Here is a 17,987-nt window from a genome sequence, read left to right on the forward strand (position 1 = left end):
GCTCATGTTTCCAGAGACTTAGCTCAAATTTTCAGCGATCTATTGCGGGGGAGGCGATATCCGGTTAAGGCTTTGTTTGGTGCGGCGCCGCAAATTGCGCGCAATTCGGGGGCACACCCCCGGCCAATCCCTCAAACCCAAAGACGCTATCGCGCTACTCAAACAGTGTGCGCGTGTTTGGCTGGTCTTTGGCACTGACAGGAATGACGCGAGATGAATGTAACGCAGCTCGACATTTCCCGACGCACGATCGCGGTGGCCGCAGCCCTCATCGGCACGGTCTCGCTCGTGATCGGCGCCCATGCTGCCCTCAACATGCGGGCGCTCGATGCCGCCAAGGCCGTCTCGACCGACCAGGTCACCGGCTCGATCGGCCAAGCCTCGCGTCTCGCCCTCGTCATCGGCAATGGACATTACCCCGACGCCAGCGCGCCGCTGACGCAGTCGATCAACGACGCCCGCGCGCTGTCCTCGTCGCTGCGCAAGAACGGTTTTGACGTCGACATGGTGGAAGACGCGACCAAGGACGACATGGTCCGCGCCGTCAATCGCCTGAAGTCCCGGATCAAGCCCGACACCGTCGTCATGCTGTTCTTCGGCGGCTACGGCGTGCAGGCCGGCCGCGAGAGCTACATGCTGCCGGTCGATGCCGTGATCTGGAAGGAAAGCGACGTCCGCCGTCACGGCGTCTCCATCGAGGGCGTGCTCGACATGATGAAGGAGCAGGGCGCCAAGGCCAAGCTCGTCGTGGTCGACGCCTCCCGCCGCAATCCCTATGAGCGCCGCTTCCGCTCCTACAGCCACGGCCTCGCGCCGATCAGCGCGACGGACAATGCGCTGATCCTCTCCTCGGCTTCGCCGGGCAAGGTCGTCGACGACGGCAAGGGCGAGCACAGCGTGCTGGTCAGCGAGTTCCTCAACAACCTCAATACGCAGGGCAGCGCCGAGAGCGTCTTCAACAAGACCCGCCTTGCCATCTCCCGCGCCAGCGAAGGCGACCAGGTCCCGACCGTCTCCTCCTCGCTGCTCGAGGACGTCCATTTCGGCGAAGCCGGCGGCTAGTTTTTCTTAGGTTCGGCGAAGTCTCGTGCCCCGGACGCGGCGCATCATGCAATGATGCGACGCAGAGCCGGGGCCTAGTTTTTAAGCTTATCGCTTGGACGAGAGATGGGTCCGGCTCTGCGCGGCAGCGTCACACGCTGCAGCGCGTCCGGGACACGAGCAATCCTACTTCGCCGCTTCCGTGGCCATCACCGTGCGCACCGGATCTCCTTCGCGCAGCAGCGCGCCGGCGCGGGCGACGACGATATCGCCCTCGTTGAGGCCGTCGCGAATCTCGATATTGCCGCCCGACATCAGTCCGACCTCGACGCGCTTGGTCTCGACGCGGTTGCGGCGGATCACCTGCACGACGGTGCCGGCGGAGGAATACTGCACCGAGGTCAGCGGCACCGCGACGTTGCAGCTCTGGCCCGACTTGATCAGTGCGCGCCCGCTCGCATTCAGCAACAGCCGCTTCTGCGAGGAGATGCCGATATAGACCATGCCCTGCTGGATGTTCGGCTCGACCGTCGGGCCGATGCGGCGCACCTTGCCGTCGATATCGCCGGCGCCGGCGATGCGCACGGTCGCCACCTGGTTGACCGCGAGCTTGCGCATATCGCTGGTCGCGACGAGGGCGACGAGATCGTACTCGCTGCGCGCCACGATCGTGAACAGCGCCTCGCCCTTGGCGGAGGCGAGGTTGCCGATCTGCGCGGTCGACGTCGCGATCACGCCTGCCACGGGGGCGGTGACCTGAAGCGTGCCGCCCTCGGGCAGTGCCAGCCGCGCCAGCACCTGGCCTGCGGTGGTGGTGTCGCCGGCTTCCGCCAGCACCTCTGTCACCTTCAGGCCGGGCCGCTCCGGCCGCACCGAGCTTGCCTCGCGCGCGATGATGGTGCCGGTGCCCTCGACGATGTCGGAGAAACAGGATTTTGCGACCTTCAGCACCGTGACCGCCGGCCCCTTGGGCGCGTCGTCATCGGCGGCGGCAGCGGGCTGGGCCGACAGCAACAGCAGTCCGGCGAGCGCAACGAGATGTCTGGAAACAGAACGCGCAGGCAATGATCGCATGGGTCATTCCGGTTGGGGCCTTGACGGCCTCATCGTTAGCAGAAGCGATCGCTGCGAGCCAAGGGCACGTCAGGGCCGGCCGGATGAGAATGCCGCAGCAGCACGGGCGGCGCGATGCCGCCCGTTGAATTAGTCGCCGCACAAGCAAAGAGGTTCGTCGGCCGCCCAACAAACGCGTCATGCCCGGGCTTGTCCGGGCATCCACGTTCTTTGTGCCGCGTAGCTAGGCGTGGATGGCCGGGACAAGCCCGGCCATGACGACGAGGAGGTACCAGCGCCCGCTCACGGCAGGCTCAAAAACTCCACCCAGTTCGGCTTCTTGCCGGTGGCGTAGGATTTCAGCTTGGTCAGCACCCCGCTGCTCTGGTCGATGGCATAGACCGTCATGCTGTCGGAGAGCTCGCCCACGGCGGCAAGGTAGCGCCCGCCGGGATCGATATGGAAGCCGCGTGGCTGCTTCTCGGTCGGCACGCTGCCGATGGTGGTCAGCTTGCCGGTGGTTGCATCGACCTTGTAGGCGGTGAGCGTGCTGGTGGTGCGCTCGGAGGCGTAGAGGAAACGGCCGTCGGGGGTGATTTGGATGTCGGCGGCCCAGGGCTTTCCGGTAAATCCTTCGGGCAGCGCGCTGGTGCGCTGGATCTCGTCCCATGCGCCGCCCTTCGCCTCATAGGCGAACGCCGCGACGTCGCCGTTTAGCTCGTGGATGAGATAGACGAACTTGCCGTTGGGGTGGAACACGAAATGCCGGGGTCCCGATTTCTCCGGCACCTTGTGGGCCGGCGGATCGCTCGGCGTGAGCGTGCCGGTTGTGGCATCGAACGTGAAGGCCAGGATCTGGTCGGAGCCGAGATTGGTCGCGAACGCGAAGCGGTTGTCGGGCGAGGGCAGGAAGGCGTGCGCGTTCAGCCCGGTCGGGATCACCTGCTTCGGTTCGCCTGCGACGCCGTTGGCGAGCAGCGGATTCAGCGCGACCTTGTTGCCGCCATAGGAGGCGCTGAACAGGAATTTGCCGCCGCGGTCGATGGCGATGTAGGCCATGCTGTCGGCGAGCGGGCCGTTGCCGATATGGCTGAGCTGGCCGGTCTTCGGATCGATCGCAAAGCTCACCGCGAGAAACGGCTGCGAGCGGACACCGGCGATCAGCACGCGATGGTCGGGCGTGATCGCGAGCGGCGTCGAGGAGCCGGGCTTTTCGACGCCGGTGAAGCCGGCCGTCTGCACGGGCGTCATCTCGCCGCTCTCGGCCATCTTGAACACGCTGATGTCGTTACTGTCGGCATTGCCGACATAGGCGAACGTCTCGGCCATGCCGGCGCGGACTCCAGAAATGAGAGTGAGGAAAGCAAGCGTGGTGGCGATCGCGGCGCGGGGTACGCCGGATCTGATGCGTCGGGTCGATCTCAACATGGGGTCCTCCTGGATGCCGGTGCGGCATTTGTCGTTTTGCCGGCGAGGATAGCGGCAGCCGCCCCGCCGCGCCAAACTCCAATGGGGATCGATCGATGCCGAAATGGTATCGGTGGAGGTCTACCGTATCGCCGCTGTGCGCGAGGGCAGATGGAGCCCGGGCCGGGTGTGGGGCGGCCCGAGCACGGTCCACACGGTGACCGCGAGCAGCGCGCAGGTCAGGATGGTCCGGGCGACGAGTCGTTTCCGCATCAGGCCGAATCCGTCAGTCATATGAAGAGAATGCTCCCGGGTGAAGAGAATGCTCCCGGGGAGCGGGCCTGGCGATCGTGCACTGCAAATCGCGGCGATCCTATGAACTCGTTCACAGGCGAACCGAACCAATGCCGCGCGAGCGCATTGAACCGGCATGCCCCGTGAAAACGATCTCGAAGGTAAGCCCGACATGGGCGGCAAGCATGGCGGTCAGGCCGGCCAGCCCAAGTCGCCGCCGCGCCCGCGTCAGGGCGAGCGCGATGAGGACGTCGTGGCAAAGCGCCACACCGGCCAAACCGATCCCAACTCCGCGCCGACCAAACCAAAATAGCATCTCGCCCGCGCTGCACTCGCACCGGGAACGGCAGCCTCGTCTTGCCGTTACCCTGATCCCGCGGCGGAGCAGATCGAAACGGAGGCTGGCACGTGTTTTGGATTTATTGGGACACCGCCTGGTCGCTCATCATCAGCGGCATCATGTTCGCCACCATCGTCGCCCATCCCGACTCCGAGTTCGTCGAGATCCACGCGGCCAAGCAGGTCAAGTGAGCCCGCGCCGGCCGGTTTGACGGCGCATCATCGCATGCTGCGCCGAGACGGGACGAAGGTTGAGACCTCAAATCATGCTGCCGGGCATGAAGCAGCGGATCATGGCGCGGCCGTTGACGTAATACGGCCAGACCATGGTGCGGCCGACGCGGTTTGGCTCGGTGATCACGGCGTCGTCGGGCACCTCGATCCAGTCGCCCAGGAGTCTCACGCGATAATGTCCGTTGCTGGTGTCCCAGTCGACATCGTCCAGCGCCGTGCCATCGGCATCGGCACAGCAGGGACCGCCGCCCTTGCTGCGCAGGCTCTCGAACCAGCCCTTGAGGGGCGAGTTCGCGTAGCGACCGTCGTCGCGGGCCTGCACGGATGGGCCGATCATGGCGGCAACCGCCACGAGAGTGATCATCCTGAATGCCGCGATCGCCATGTCGCCTCGCTCGATCTCGCGCGCGCACGAACGCAGACGAGGAGCCGCCTGCGCTGCACGGACGCAATGCTGGCTGGCGCCGCCGACCGGTTCCAGCCGTCTCAGCGGGGCGATAACCGCGAGGGTCGATGTTTGATCCTATTTTCAAGGGCGCGGACTTATCGAGTCCGCGCCCTGCTTCAGCTCCAACCCGGCAAGCGGTCAGTAGTCCCAGAACACCGGCACCCAACGGAAGGCGTCGCCGTCGGCTGCCACCCGGCCCACGGACGGGAACGGCAGGTGCGTGGCCACCAGCATTTCCCCGGTCTCGGCAAGCTGTCGCAACAGACGGATGCGAACGCGCGCGGCCTCCTCGGGGTCGTGTTCGAACCCGTTAAACCAGTCGGGTTGCTCGAACCCGACGGCAAACACGGCGTCGCCGGCGAATGTCAGCGCGTCATCGCCGGACGCCATGCGAACCACGCTATGTCCGGGGGTGTGACCGCCGGTGCGACGGGCGATGACGCCAGGTGCAATCTCGTGCTCGTCATCGAACAGCCTCAGCTTATTGCCGTACTCCTTCAGGAACTGCTTGGCGGTCGATCGAAGCGCGTCCGGAAAGCCTTCCGGCATGGCAGTGCGGGAGAAATCCGGCTTTTCCCAGAACTTGACCTCGGCGGCCGCGACGTGGATCCGCAGGTCCTTGCGCAGCTGCTGCTTCACGCCGTCGACCAGCAGGCCGCCAATGTGGTCCATGTGCAGATGAGTCAGCACCAGATCGGTCACCGCCGAAAGATCGATGCCGGCGGCCGCCAGTCGCCTGATCAACTGCCCGGCGCGCGGCAAGTTCAGGTTCGGATCCGAACCCAGTCCGGCGTCGATGAGGATGGTCTTGCCGCCGCTGCGAACCATGACGGCGTTCAGCGCCCAGTCGAAAGCGTCCTGCGGCAGGAACATGTCGTGCAGCCAGGTCGCCCGCACCGCCGGGTCGGCGTTGTGTGCGAGCATCTTGGTCGGCAGCGGCAGCACGCCGTCGCTGACCACCAGCACGTCGATCTCGCCGATCTTCAGTGCGTAGCGCGACGGAACGAGCTCTTCAGGTCCCGATGACACGGGATATGAGGTGTTGTGCAGATTCATGTTGGTCTCCTGTTTCAAGGTTGAGGCACTTGGTTGGTGTTGACTCTGGCTGGTCCTGGTTGAGCAGGCCGCGCCGCCAGCGAGAGCGCGGCCGTCATCGCTTGGTGAGTTAGAGGTTCGTCACGCGCTCATTGCGCGGTCCAGCCGCCATCGACGGAGATCGTCGTCCCCGTGATCTGGTCGGCCGCGGCCGAGCACAAGAAGGCGACGGTGCCACCGATCTGCTTAGGGGAGGCGAAGTCCAGCGATGGCTGTTTTTCGGAGAGAAGCTCTTCGGCCGCTTGCTTCTGGCTGATGCCTTTCTCCGCCGCGATGTCGCTAATCTGTTTCTCCACGAGCGGCGTGCGCACCCAGCCGGGACAGACCGCGTTGCAAGTGACGCCGCTGCCGGCGGTTTCGAGGCCTACCACCTTGGTGAGGCCGACGAGGCCATGCTTGGCCGCGACATAGGCTGCCTTGTGGGTGGATGCGACGAGACCATGCGTGGAAGCGATGTTGACGATGCGACCCCATCGCTGCTTTTTCATCTGGGGCACGGCCGAAGCGATGCCGTGAAACGCGGCCGACAGATTGATGTCGAGAATGGCCTTCCACTTGGCGGGCGGAAACGCCTCGACCGGTGCGGTGAACTGGATTCCGGCATTGTTGACGAGGATGTCGAGCCGTCCGAAGTTCTCGATGGTTGCCGCGATCATTCCGCGCACGGCCCCACCATCAGACATGTCGGCGCCGTCATACGCGACGCGGACGCCGTCTTCGCGTTCGATGCCGCTGCGGATCTTCTCGATCTCCCCCGGATCTCCAAAACCGTTCAGGACGATATCGGCGCCGAGCCTGGCCAGTTCTCTTGCGATCCCGAGGCCAATGCCGCTGGTCGATCCGGTGACGATCGCTACTTTGCCTTTCAACATGAAAAACTCCTTTCGATGATGGTTGCCGGCGACGTCAATCGCGGCGGTGAATGTCGTGGGTGACGATGCCGAGTTCGGAAGGCGGCGGCTCGAGGCGCCGTCCGTCGGCCAACGTGCGGCGGATGTCGTCCCGCCCACTTTGCCAGTGCGCGCGCATCGCCTTCGGTCCGAACTCGTAATCCTTGGAGTGACCTTCGTGGAGCTTGGACTGGTAGATCAGGTGGATGATGTTGTGGGAGCGGTGACGGGCGAGCTCGGCAATGGCGCGCATCTCGGGATCGTTTCTTGCGGCGTCCGGCAATCTGTCGATCGTCCGCTGCAGCGCCTGCCGCATCTCCTGCATCCGCAGCGCCTGGTCGGTGACGGCGCGGGTACGACTGGAATACTGAATGTCCTTCTGCCGGCTCGATACCTCCATCATGTCGTGCGGCACGCGGCCCCGCGCCGACCAGAGATCGATCTGGAACGTCAGCGTGTCTTTCGCATCGCCCGACAGCACGCGAGAGAGAGGCGTGTTGGAGACCACGCCACCATCCCAGTAGTGCTCGGAGTCGATTTCGACGGCGGGAAATCCGGGCGGCAGCGCGCCCGAAGCCATGAAGTGTTTCGGACCGAGCCGCCGCTCGGCTGTGTCGAAATAGGTGAGATTGCCGGTGCGGACGTTGACCGCGCCGACGCTGACACGCACTTCGCCCGAGTTCAGCCGGTCGAAATCGACGAGCTGTTCCAGCGTCCGTTGCAACGGCGCCGTGTCATAGAAGCTGGTCGACGCGTCGCCCGAGAAGGGCGAGCACAGGGGCGAGGGGAAGCGCGGCCTGAAGAAGCCGGGCTGGCCCTGGAACAGCGCGCGCATCGCGGCAAGCGTGTTGTGCAGTGAGTTGAAGTCAAACGCGAACGGTAGCGCACCGGCCAGTCCCTCGCCGGCAGGCCATTCCACCGGGGTTGCGCAGATCGTCTCCCAGAACTCGCGCAGCCGTGCCACGCGCTCGTCTTCCGGGGAGCCCGCGATGATCGCGGCGTTGAGCGCGCCGATCGAGATGCCCGCCAGCCAGTTCGGCCGGATCCCGGCCTCGTGCAAGCCTTCGTAGACGCCGGCCTGGTAGGCCCCGAGCGCGCCGCCGCCCTGCAGCACCAGCGCAACGACATCGTAGGGCAGCGGATTGATCGGTCGTGCGGAATCGATTTGTTCGCGTGTCACGTTGAACATGGTGACTACTCCTTGCAATGCGACCTGTTCGGTCAGCCCGCGTGTGTTTCGGTCAGGATTTCAGCTCCGGCTCCAGGGGATCGCGCCGCCGCGGACCGCTCCAGATAGTCGTGCACCACGGTGCCCAATCCGAGCGTCAGATCGGCAACGATATGCTTGGCCGAGAGCACCTGAAGAACCGGCAGCTCGGCGACCGGTGCGAGCGCGTGGGAGAAGAGATCGAGCGCGGCGGGCCCCGTCCATGCGCCCTTCACCGTCACGTCCTCGAGATGGAAGCGCACCAGTTCGCAAATGCGCGCGGTGCCGTCGACATGCGGAATGATCTTCAACAGGAAATTGGGCGCGATGAGCTTTCGTGCTTCGGTGGAAAGATCGAGGGCGCGATGCTTGTAGCCCATGGTGCCGGTGGCGATGCGCACCGAGCCGTAATCCAGCGTGCCGACCAGGGTATCGGTCTCGACGGCCAGCTTCGGCTGGGCCAGCTTCTTGGGAAAGCCCCACAGCTCGCGGCCGCCGGCGATCGGCGGATGATCGTTGAGGAACATCTGGTGGACGAAGCTGCCGGTCTGGCCGCGGAAGGACACCGGGATGATCTGGCCGCTTTCCGTGTAGTCGCCGAAGCCGGTGGAATCAGGCATGCGAATGAATTCGTAATTCACCACAGGCTCGGTCAGCTCCAGCGGCTCCGGCACGATCCGGCGCAACGCCCTCCGGGTCGGTCCGGTACTGGATGATGAAATATTCGCGGTTGATGAAGCGATACGGGCCGGGCGGGAAAGCCGGATTCGTCAGCGGCATCGCGAAGGCGACGTTGCGGATCTGCTGGTTCATGCTGTGGGTTCCTGAATGGTCGGTGCTGTGGCGGGCCGCGCGCCCCGCGGGAGCGCGGCCATCATCACGTGAGGCGTCTAGACTTCGGTCACGCGTTCCGGATCGGCCGACGCGAGCGCCAGGGCGCGCTCCGCCTTCGGCGGATAGATCCAGACGGTGTTGATCTCACGCTTGGTCTTCTTGGCGACATCGCCGACCAGCTCGACCTTGCGCTCCCAGCCGCGTGTGAACAGCGCGCCGGCTTCGCCGAGGTCGAGGCAGGTGACGTAGGCCTTCTGGTGGTAGGGCCTGGTCGGAACGCCGAGCAATTCGGCCGCGGCATTGTTGCCGGCAAAGGCGCCCATCCGCGTGGCGTGCTGGCACGACATCAGTGCGTAATTGCCCTCGTCGTCGCAGGCGGCGCGTGCCGCGTCGCCGGCCGCGAAGACACCCTGCACGCTTGGCACCTGCAAGCAGCGATCGACCAGCAACCGTCCGAAATTGTCGCGCTCGGCGGGAATCTGCGCGGTCAGCGGCGCTGCACGAATGCCCGCCGCCCAAATCACCGTCTCGGTTTCAATGTGCTCACCGCTGGACAAGGTGACGCCGGTGTCGTCAAGCGCGGCGACGCCGGCGCCGAGCCGTGTCTCTACGCCAACCTTGCGCAAGGCTTCCTCGATGACGGGGCGGGCGCCTGCACCCATGTCGGGTGCGATCGCAGTGTTGCGATCGACGATGACGACGCGAGTCTTGGCATCGGGGCCCAGGATTTCGCGCAGCCGCGTCGGCATTTCGGTGGCCGCCTCGATCCCGGTGAAGCCGCCGCCAGCGACGACGACCGTGTCGCGTCCGTTCGCGGCGGGCCGCTCCGCGAGGCCATGCAGATGCTTGTCGAGCGCTACGGCATCGTCGAGCGAATCGACGCTGAAGCCGTGCTCGGCGAGGCCCGGAATGTTCGGACGGAATAGCCGGCTGCCGGTGGTCACGACGAGGCGGTCGTAGGACAGCGTCTTTCGCGGGCCCTTCGCGGGCGTGATCTGCACCGTTCTGGCCTCGGTGTTGATCGTCTCGGCGCTGCCCTGGATGTAGTCGACGTCGATCGCCTCGAGGACGTCGACCAGCGGGGCCGTCACGGTTTCCGGCTTCGACTCGTAGAGCCGCGGACGGACCACCAGCGTCGGCTCCGGTGAAACGAGCGCGATCTGCAGATCTTGCGGCGAGGCGCCCCGGATGTCGCGCAGCCGGGCTGCGGAAAGCGCGGCGTACATGCCGGCGAAGCCGGCCCCGATGATGACGAGTCGCATGGGTTTTCTCCTTGGTTGCTGTTCGAAAGACCGCGCGCGACCGCGCTGCTGCGTTGAGAACAGCGTCCGGCGTCGGCGCGTGGGGTGGGTTGGATCGCTGGCCTCAGGGCGCGATGCAGCGTGCCTGCAGATTCGGCGGCCGGCCGTAACCTAAGACGACGGGCTGAAGCTCACTTCGACTCCAGTCCTGATAGGGAAGGCCGGCGCCATTTCGGATCATGATGGAAACGGGCGGTTGTGCCGGGTGCATGGTGTAAGCCGGAATTTCCACTTCCTCGCCCGTCGCCGACGTGAAGCGAACGGCCAGCGAGAGTCCGTACAGGGTTGCGGTCGCGAGGCTTCGGCGGCGTGAGGCAATCAGCCGTCGGCTGACGAAGTTTTTCCAGGTCATCTTTGGTCTCCCTCGATTGGTCTGGACATGGAGATGATGTAGCTGACCCGATTTGCCGTTGCCCCAGCGCGATTGCCGTCGCTGTCGAGAGATTGCTGCTAACGCATACGCCTGCGCCAATCGCTCGGCGTCTCGCCCGTCAGCTTCTTGAATGCTGCGGCGAAGGCCGTTTGCGAGGAGTAACCAAGCGCCGCGGCGACCGAGACGATCGATTCGTCGCTCTCCCGCAAGATGTTCATGGCCTGCTCGAGCCGGTGCTGACGCAGCCAGGCATGCGGCGATAGCCCGGTGCTCTCCTTGAAGGACCGGCAGAAATGGAAGCGCGACAGTCCGGCATCGGACGCCAGCGCATCGAGCGAGACATCCGCTTCGCTATCGCAGCGCAATCGTTCGATCGCACGGAGCAGGACCTTCGGCGCCAGCCCGCCCATGGTCGGCTGGAACGTGGTTGGCGAGCCTGCATGCGCAGCCAAAAGGCGCGTGGCCAGAAGATCCGTGAGCTGATGCCGGAACAGCGCATCAAGGACGCCATGGCCCCCCAGCGAATCCGCGGCGCTCAGGAGCAGTCGGGACGTGATGGTGTCGGGATGCGCCGTTCGCTCAATCAATTCGGCGGTCCCGGCGGTCCCGGCCTCGCCAGCGACGCGCTGCAGCGTTGCGTCGGGAAGGTAAAGCTGCACGACGTCGACGGGCTTCGGAATGTCCCATCGGGAGCTCGACCCTTCCGGAACGATGTTCACGACCCCCGGACGAAACGTGCCGATCGCGATCGATTTTCCCGAGCGCCGCTCCATGCGCTGCATCACGCCTTTATGCGCCATGATCACGTGGTGGCGCATGGGCTCGACGACGTCGTGCAGCGCATCATGTTTCCAATGCGCGATCCCCGCGCCGGAGGAGTCCAAGGCCATGCGAAACGGCTCGGTTCTGAGCACGCGCGCCATCTCCGCGTCGGCGGCGCGCCGCTCGGACGTCGAGCGATCGTCAGGCTGTACGTCGGGTGCGGGCGGCAAGCCCTTGTGCGAGGGATTGCGCATGAGTGCAGTGTTCCCGGTCATGATGTGGCTCCTGCTGATCAGCTCGGGCTTTCGATCAGTCGTCCGTATTTGTACGGAACGGCGCGTGTTCTAGGCGCCGTGGCTGCCGGGCGTATTTCCTGAACCCGCCATGTTTTGTCCGATCCTGCTCCAAGCCGGCCGGCGCTTTCGCGAACGCACGGCGGGCGGGAGTGGACAGAGATGTTGATGACAAAGCGTGCGGCAGTGCGCCGCTAGGCCGCGGCCGCCTGCGCCGACAACAGCTGCTTCAGTTTCGCGGCCGGCACGGCCGGGCTGAACAGCCAGCCCTGCATCTGGCTGCATCCGAGCTGGAGCAGCACCGCGCGCTGCGCTTCGGTCTCGACGCCTTCCGCGGTCGTCGCCATGTGACGGGCGGCGGCCATGTGCACCACCGCCTGCACGATCGGCGAGGAATCTTCCGACTGACCGATGTCGCTGATGAAGCTGCGGTCGATCTTGATCTTGTCGAACGGGAAACGATGCAAATAGCTCAGCGACGAATAACCAGTGCCGAAATCGTCGAGCGCGATGCGCACGCCGAGCTCGCGCAGCTGCTGCAGGATCGTCAGCGCCTCCTGGTCGTCGCGGATCAGGACCGTCTCGGTGATCTCGAGCTCGAGCCGTCCGGGCGCGAGACCCGACTCGGCGAGTGCGGCTGCGACCTTCAGCGCCAGCGTCCGCGAGCGGAACTGCACCGGTGAGACGTTGACCGCGATGTGGATGTCGCCGGGCCAGGAGGCCGCCTCGAGGCAGGCCTGCCTCAGCACCCATTCGCCGATCTCGCCGATCAATCCGGTCTCTTCCGCAACCGGGATGAAGTCGGCGGGCGAGACCATGCCGCGTTCCGGATGGTGCCAGCGCAGCAGCGCTTCGCAGCCGGTGACGACATTGGCCGCGAGATCGACCAGCGGCTGGTAGTGCACCTCGAACTCGCCGCGGGCCAGCGCCTGCCGCAGATCGAACTCGAGCTGGCGGCGCAGCCGCGCCTTGGCGTCGTGTTCGGGCGCGAAGATACGGAACGTGCGGCGGCCCTCGGATTTCGCCGCATACATCGCGAGATCGGCGCGCTTGAGCAGATCGTCGAGATTGTCGCCGTGGTCGGGGGCGATCGCGATGCCGATGCTGGCATCGGTCGGGATTTCCTGGCCGTTGCAGTCCACGGGGGCGCGCAGCGCCTTCAGGATCTGCTCGGCGAGGGCGGTCAGTTCGGCCTCGTCGCGGCTGCCGGCCTTGACGATGGCGAATTCGTCGCCGCCCAGCCGTGCGACCATGTCGCTGCCGCTGACGCAGGCGCGCAGGCGGTTCGCGACCTGGCGCAGCAGCTCGTCGCCGACCTCGTGGCCCAGCGAATCGTTGACGCCCTTGAACTCGTCGACGTCGATATAGAGGATCGCGAACGGCTTGCCCTGGGCAAGCTCGGCGACGCGCCGCTCCAGATGGCCGCGCATCAGCACGCGGTTGGGCAGGTCGGTGAGGGCGTCGTAATGCGCCATATGCGCGATGCGCTCGTCGGCGCGGATGCGCTCGGTGACGTCGTCATGGGTCGCGAGCCAGCCGCCGCCGGCGCCGGGCTGGTTCTTGATCTCGATCAGGCGGCCATCGGAGGTCTCGACTATCGCGCTGTGGGTCTGGCCGACGCTGCCCAGAATGCCGTCGCAATAGGAATCGACGTCGCCGTCGAACGAGCCGGTGTCATGGCGATGCTGAATCACGTCGCGGAAATACGCGCCGGGCTTCACCAATTCGGCCGACAGCCCGTACATCTCGATGTAGCGGCGGTTGCAGACGATCAGCCGCTGGTCCTGGTCGAACATCAGCAAGCCCTGCGTCATCGTGTTCATCGCGGTGTCGAGCTGCTGCTTCTCCACGGCGAGCCGGCGCGTCATCTGGCGGAAGATGGAATAAAGCGTCAGCACGAGCAGGCCGATCGACAGCACGGCGACGGTCACGAAGAATTTGGTCTGCGTGTGCCATGTTGCCAGCGTCGCATCCAGCGACTTGGTCGCAACCACCACCAGCGGCTCGCCGGTCAGGAGGCGTGCGGCGACGATGCGATCCTTGCCGTCGATCGGGCTTGCGAGCTGGGTCGTGACGAAGGTGCGCTCGAACACCGCCATCTGCTCGCGCGTGCCGTTGCGGAAATTCTGCCCGATCATCGCCTCCACATGCGGAATGCGCGCCAGCAGCTGGCCGTTCTGGTGGTGCATCGCGATCGAGGAATCCTCGCCGAGCCCGCTCGAGGCGAAGAAGGATTCGAGCTGGTCGGGCGTGATCGCGCGCGAGACCAGCCCAAGGAATTCGCCGTGGGGACCGGAGACGCGGCGCGCGAACACGATCGCCGGTCCGCTGCCCAACCGTCCCGGCACGACCTCGATCTCTTCCTGCGACGCCGGATCGTTCTTGAGGCGATTGAAATAGCCGCGGTCGGCAACTGAAACATCGGCGACCGGCCAGCGCCGCGACGAGTTGATCAGCACGCCCTTGGCGTCGAACACGTTGGCGCCGGCGACGTCCGACCAGCCGCTGGCTTTGGCGCGCAGCGCCTCGTGCACAGCGAGCGTGCCCATCTCGCTGCGGAAGACGTCGGCGGAGTCGATACCATGGCTTTCGAGCTCGGCGATGATGCTCTTCTGCAGCACCGCGAAGTCCTCGAACTCGCGGTCGAAATGGCGCGCGAGCAACCGGACCGCGCTCTCCACGCTGTCGCGGCCGCTTTCGATCGCATTCTGCCGGAAGCGGTCGACGGTGAGCGCGGTGCCGATCGCCATTGCGGCCATCAGCACGAAGCCCCCTGCGATCAGCCATGTCAGCGGCGCGCCGCGCCAACGGCGCAGCAACGCGCGCATGCGCGCGCTCCATCGGATCGATGTGCCCATGCAGCCCTCCCGTGGGATGCAAGATGCGGCAAAACCGACAAGACCACGTTACCAGTGAGGGTTAGGAAAACATGAATCGGAATGGAATCAGAGGGTTGGTTCCATCGCTTGTCTGAAGGTGCGGGGCCATGGTTCCCTCAGCGTCGGATTTCCCATCGCAACGCTTCCGCATTGGTCTTGGCGAACATCGCCGGCACGTCGAAGGTCCCGGTCTTCAGATCATAGCGGCAGCGCCAGTCGGCCAATCCCTTCACGGCGACGTTCTTCGGGTGCTTGTCCATTTCGCCCGAGATCACAAGGTAACGGTTGTCCGGCCAGTGCACGCCAAGCCCGCGATAGGCCTCTTCGGTGCCTTTCACGAGATTGGCCGAGATGTGGTAGTCGAGCTTCATCTTCCCCGTGTCCGGCCGGCTGTGGAAATAGGCCCAGGCCAGATCGCTGAACGAGGTCTTCGTCACGCTGACGAAGGCGCCTTTGTCGACATGGTAGAGATAGAGGTCCTGCTCGCCGGAGCCGGTCTTCTGCATCCGCACCAGCCATTGCGAGTCGGGGGTGAAGCGGAAGCCGGCGCCGTAGCCCTGCTCGGGCTTCAGCTCCGTCATCTGGTCGCCACGCCTCGCCCAGGCCTGCCATTTGACGTCGAAATCTCCGCTGTCCTTCATGTACTGCTCGATCTTGGTGGCTTTGTCGGGCGAGGTGAAGGCTAGATCGGCATCGTCAGTGAGAGCGAAGCCAGACGGCGGGCCGGAAGCGGCGAGCGCCGGAGTTGCGGCCAGGATGAGGGCAACCACCAGCCATTGTGCGGGACGGCAAAATGCGGTCACGGAAAAAATTCCTCAAGAAAAATGCCGCGATGCGGCCTCGATCATTTGACGCCGGCGGGGGTGCGCCGGTTCATCCCGGCGTGCCGGCGCATCATCCCATCGACCGTCTTGCTGCCGTGGCCAAAACGGCGCACCTTGCCGGCTCGATTGATTTGCTAGGTTCTTCCTGATCAAGGTTCGTTTCCGATGGTGACCGCGACCAAGGCCTTCATTGCATTCTGTCTGCTCGCGGTGGGCGGCACCGTGCTGGTGATCGGCCCCACCGAGCTGCGTCGCATGCTGCCGATCGGGGCCAAGACCGATTCCGTGGTCGCCGCCAAGCCGGAGGCCAAGGTCGAACAGAAGGTCGAACCCAAGCCGGAACTCAAGCCGGAACTCAAGCCGGAAGAGCCCAAGCTGGCCGCAAGCGCGCCGCCGGTGCCGGCCGCGTCCCCCGCTGAAACGAAGGCGGGTGCGCTGGCCGAGACGCAAAAGCAGGTCACGGCCGCGCTTGCCGATCTTGCACCGGTCAAGCCGCCGCCGGCGATTGCGGATACCGGCCCCCGCTTCGACGTTGCACGCGTCGACGATCACGGCGAGGCGGCGGTGATCGCGGGCCGGGCGACGCCGGGTGCCAAGGTCGAGCTGCTGCGCGACGGCAAGCCGATCGACACAGTCGTGGCGGATGCGTCGGGCCAATTCGTGATGACGCCGCCGCAGCTTCCCGCCGGTTCCTACGAGCTGACCTTGCGGGCGAAATCGCCTGACGGCACCGTCACGCAATCCGGCCGCAGCATGCCGGTCGTCATCGCCGAAGCCGCACCGCCGCCCGCTCGCCCTGCACCGGTCGCGCGGCAAGAGGCGAAACAAGAGGCGAAGGCCGAGAAGCCCGACGACAAGTCGGATGTCGTGGCATCGGTGTCGGACAGGCCCGCAGCCCGGCCGAGATTGATGGGCGCACCGAAACCGAAGGGCGGATCGGGGGTCATGGCGCGGGCGCCCGCGGCCACGACCGTTGCATCGGCCTCGCCGGCGGACGCCGTCAGCGGAGCAGCGGCGGAAACAGGCGGCAGCCGGGTGATCTCTCGCGGCGACAGCCTGTGGGCGCTCAGCCGGCTCGCTTACGGCGACGGCGCCCGCTTTGCGGTGATCTACAACGCCAACCGCGCCAAGATCCACAATCCCAATTTGATCTATCCCGGCCAAACCTTCGTGCTGCCGCAAAAGGCGGAGTAACACCGCATCGGCTCTGCCGGGGCGCGTTGCGACGCTTTGCCCTGTACGCTTCCGGAACATTTGGTTCCCTCGCGCGTCATGGTGATGCGACGCGATGTGCGCTTGGCGCCGGAGGAGGGCCAAGGTGGACAGGTCAGTGGTCATGTCGAGATCACGCTTGGCACTCAGGCCAAGGCTGGGGCTGGCGCTATCAGGCGTAACCCTCGTGATTCTGGCCGTGCTGTTGCCAGGTCGCGCCGAGGCGCAGTTCGGCTTCCGCGGCGGCCCGCTCGGTGTTGCGCGCTTTGCCGTCGGCCACATGATCGGCATGTCTCGCTTGCGCCATGCCCGCATGGCGGTGCGGGGCAGCCGATACCGCTCCGCAGCGTTGAGGTCGCAAGATCCTCGCGGCGCAGAGCGCGGCCAGCCTGCGAATCCATACGTGCTCCGTGCGGCGATGACCGCGCAAGCTGCGCTGTCGGGCTGGCGTGGCGGCCGTCGTCCGCAGGGCTGGTGGCGCCATCCCGACGGCAGCTACGGCTGGGTCGGCCCGGTGTTCTGGCCATTCGCGCATGACGATCTCACCACCGCGATCATCCTCGGCGATACGACCAGCCTCTCGCTCTACGGCTATGGCGACATCTATGCCGCGATCTTCGCGCCCTATGCGGCCACCGAGCTTGCGGCCTACACCACGCCGCAGGGCCGGCGCGGACGGCGGGTCCCGACCGCAGAGACTGTCTGCGATGCCAGCGACACCGGCGGCCTGCCGGTCGATCGCATCGCCGCTGCCGTGCAGCCGAATGAATTGCAGCGCACAGCGCTCGACGAGCTCGCCACCGCGTGGGCATCCGCGCGCGACACCATCCGCGCCGCCTGTCCGACGCAGGTCCCCGCGATGGCCATCGAGCGCCTCGGCCTGATGCGCGAGCGCATCGAGGCCATGATCAAGGCAACGGACGCCGTCGCACCTTCGCTCGCAAAATTCCTCGACCTCCTCGACGACGACCAGAAGGCCAAGCTCGATGGCCTGGCCAAGGAGCGCCGCGCCGCGCTCGCGTCGATCCAGCAAAAGAATCCCGAGGCGGCGTCGGCCTGCCAGGCGGACAGCGATCCCCGCTACGACGAGAAGCTGCAGCGCCAATACGAGCAGCTCGTGCAGCAGCAATGGCCCGCGGCCGAGATCGCCTCCACGCTCAAGCTCGACGACACCGCCCGCGCCCGCCTCGACGTGCTCCAGGACACCACACTGCGCACCATGGAAACGCTCAGCGCCTGTCCGTCACAGGCCCCACCGACACCACAGGCACGCCTCACCGCCGTGAAGGCGCGGCTGCAGACGATGCTGCAAGCGGTGAACGGCGTCAGTGACGCGCTCGACGATTTCGAAGCTGACTTAAGCGACGAGCAGAAGGCCGGCTTCGAGGCGATCGGGCCGAAGCGCGGGGTGTGATCAACCGCACCGCCTCCAGCCAATTCCGTGCCCGCGTAAGTCATTGATCTTGCAGGCCCCTGCTACTGTGCATGGGGTTGTTTTCGC

At 65.6% G+C, this 17,987-nt stretch carries 17 protein-coding genes and 1 pseudogene; 5 read left to right on the top strand and 13 right to left on the bottom strand.

The window, feature by feature from the left end:
• Positions 1-213: 213 nt before the first annotated feature.
• Positions 214-1,062 carry a caspase family protein gene (locus IVB19_RS01240; RefSeq protein ID WP_018456617.1) on the top strand — a complete coding sequence of 283 codons (849 nt, stop codon included), beginning with the start codon at positions 214-216 and terminating at the stop codon, positions 1,060-1,062.
• 165 nt (positions 1,063-1,227) lie between these two features.
• On the opposite strand, the gene IVB19_RS01245 is transcribed toward IVB19_RS01240, so the two are convergent.
• The 3 genes from IVB19_RS01245 to IVB19_RS01255 form a co-directional block, all read right to left on the bottom strand.
• Complete coding sequence (locus IVB19_RS01245) at positions 1,228-2,115, bottom strand: efflux RND transporter periplasmic adaptor subunit (protein WP_026233210.1); 888 nt, start codon at positions 2,113-2,115, stop codon at positions 1,228-1,230.
• A gap of 282 nt (positions 2,116-2,397) precedes the next feature.
• Entirely contained in the window at positions 2,398-3,522 is a 1,125-nt protein-coding gene (locus IVB19_RS01250; protein WP_247820885.1) for a lactonase family protein, read from the bottom strand.
• A gap of 120 nt (positions 3,523-3,642) precedes the next feature.
• Positions 3,643-3,795, bottom strand: a complete 153-nt coding sequence (locus IVB19_RS01255) for a hypothetical protein (RefSeq protein WP_247820886.1) — start codon at positions 3,793-3,795, stop codon at positions 3,643-3,645.
• A gap of 136 nt (positions 3,796-3,931) precedes the next feature.
• On the opposite strand from IVB19_RS01255, the gene IVB19_RS01260 reads away from it, so the two are divergent.
• Positions 3,932-4,108, top strand: coding sequence for a hypothetical protein (locus IVB19_RS01260; RefSeq protein ID WP_157642977.1), 177 nt, complete (start codon positions 3,932-3,934; stop codon positions 4,106-4,108).
• A gap of 95 nt (positions 4,109-4,203) precedes the next feature.
• Positions 4,204-4,326: a hypothetical protein gene (locus tag IVB19_RS40175; RefSeq protein WP_018456612.1), complete on the top strand. Its 123-nt coding sequence runs from the start codon at positions 4,204-4,206 to the stop codon at positions 4,324-4,326.
• A gap of 67 nt (positions 4,327-4,393) precedes the next feature.
• On the opposite strand, the gene IVB19_RS01265 is transcribed toward IVB19_RS40175, so the two are convergent.
• From IVB19_RS01265 to IVB19_RS01310, 10 genes and pseudogenes are all read right to left on the bottom strand, one after another.
• Positions 4,394-4,753, bottom strand: a complete 360-nt coding sequence (locus tag IVB19_RS01265) for a hypothetical protein (RefSeq protein WP_018456611.1) — start codon at positions 4,751-4,753, stop codon at positions 4,394-4,396.
• A 201-nt stretch (positions 4,754-4,954) separates the two neighbouring features.
• Positions 4,955-5,872: an MBL fold metallo-hydrolase gene (locus IVB19_RS01270; protein WP_247820887.1), complete on the bottom strand. Its 918-nt coding sequence runs from the start codon at positions 5,870-5,872 to the stop codon at positions 4,955-4,957.
• A 128-nt stretch (positions 5,873-6,000) separates the two neighbouring features.
• The gene (locus IVB19_RS01275) at positions 6,001-6,783 is read right to left on the bottom strand and encodes a 3-hydroxybutyrate dehydrogenase (protein ID WP_085348870.1); all 783 of its coding nucleotides are present in this window, start codon (positions 6,781-6,783) and stop codon (positions 6,001-6,003) included.
• A 34-nt stretch (positions 6,784-6,817) separates the two neighbouring features.
• Positions 6,818-7,990 (bottom strand): patatin-like phospholipase family protein, encoded by a 1,173-nt coding sequence (locus tag IVB19_RS01280; RefSeq protein WP_085348871.1) that lies wholly within the window; start codon positions 7,988-7,990, stop codon positions 6,818-6,820.
• Positions 7,991-8,022: 32 nt separating this feature from the next.
• Positions 8,023-8,821, bottom strand: a pseudogene (locus tag IVB19_RS01285) (acetoacetate decarboxylase family protein).
• Between the two features lie 77 nt (positions 8,822-8,898).
• The gene (locus IVB19_RS01290) at positions 8,899-10,104 is read right to left on the bottom strand and encodes an NAD(P)/FAD-dependent oxidoreductase (protein ID WP_018456606.1); all 1,206 of its coding nucleotides are present in this window, start codon (positions 10,102-10,104) and stop codon (positions 8,899-8,901) included.
• Positions 10,105-10,207: 103 nt separating this feature from the next.
• Positions 10,208-10,495: a hypothetical protein gene (locus tag IVB19_RS01295; RefSeq protein WP_018456605.1), complete on the bottom strand. Its 288-nt coding sequence runs from the start codon at positions 10,493-10,495 to the stop codon at positions 10,208-10,210.
• Positions 10,496-10,593: 98 nt separating this feature from the next.
• Complete coding sequence (locus IVB19_RS01300) at positions 10,594-11,553, bottom strand: helix-turn-helix domain-containing protein (protein WP_162496292.1); 960 nt, start codon at positions 11,551-11,553, stop codon at positions 10,594-10,596.
• Positions 11,554-11,765: 212 nt separating this feature from the next.
• Positions 11,766-14,429 (bottom strand): bifunctional diguanylate cyclase/phosphodiesterase, encoded by a 2,664-nt coding sequence (locus IVB19_RS01305; RefSeq protein WP_085384019.1) that lies wholly within the window; start codon positions 14,427-14,429, stop codon positions 11,766-11,768.
• Between the two features lie 137 nt (positions 14,430-14,566).
• Positions 14,567-15,253: a TolB-like translocation protein gene (locus IVB19_RS01310; RefSeq protein WP_026233205.1), complete on the bottom strand. Its 687-nt coding sequence runs from the start codon at positions 15,251-15,253 to the stop codon at positions 14,567-14,569.
• 186 nt (positions 15,254-15,439) lie between these two features.
• Between IVB19_RS01310 and IVB19_RS01315 the strand changes: the two genes are divergently transcribed.
• Positions 15,440-16,468, top strand: coding sequence for a LysM peptidoglycan-binding domain-containing protein (locus tag IVB19_RS01315; RefSeq protein ID WP_018456601.1), 1,029 nt, complete (start codon positions 15,440-15,442; stop codon positions 16,466-16,468).
• A gap of 142 nt (positions 16,469-16,610) precedes the next feature.
• Positions 16,611-17,900 (top strand): Spy/CpxP family protein refolding chaperone, encoded by a 1,290-nt coding sequence (locus IVB19_RS01320; protein ID WP_051113002.1) that lies wholly within the window; start codon positions 16,611-16,613, stop codon positions 17,898-17,900.
• Positions 17,901-17,987 lie beyond the last annotated feature (87 nt).

The sequence above is a fragment of the Bradyrhizobium sp. 187 genome (genome assembly GCF_023101005.1).
GTDB classification, from domain to species: Bacteria; Pseudomonadota; Alphaproteobacteria; order Rhizobiales; family Xanthobacteraceae; genus Bradyrhizobium; species Bradyrhizobium canariense_D.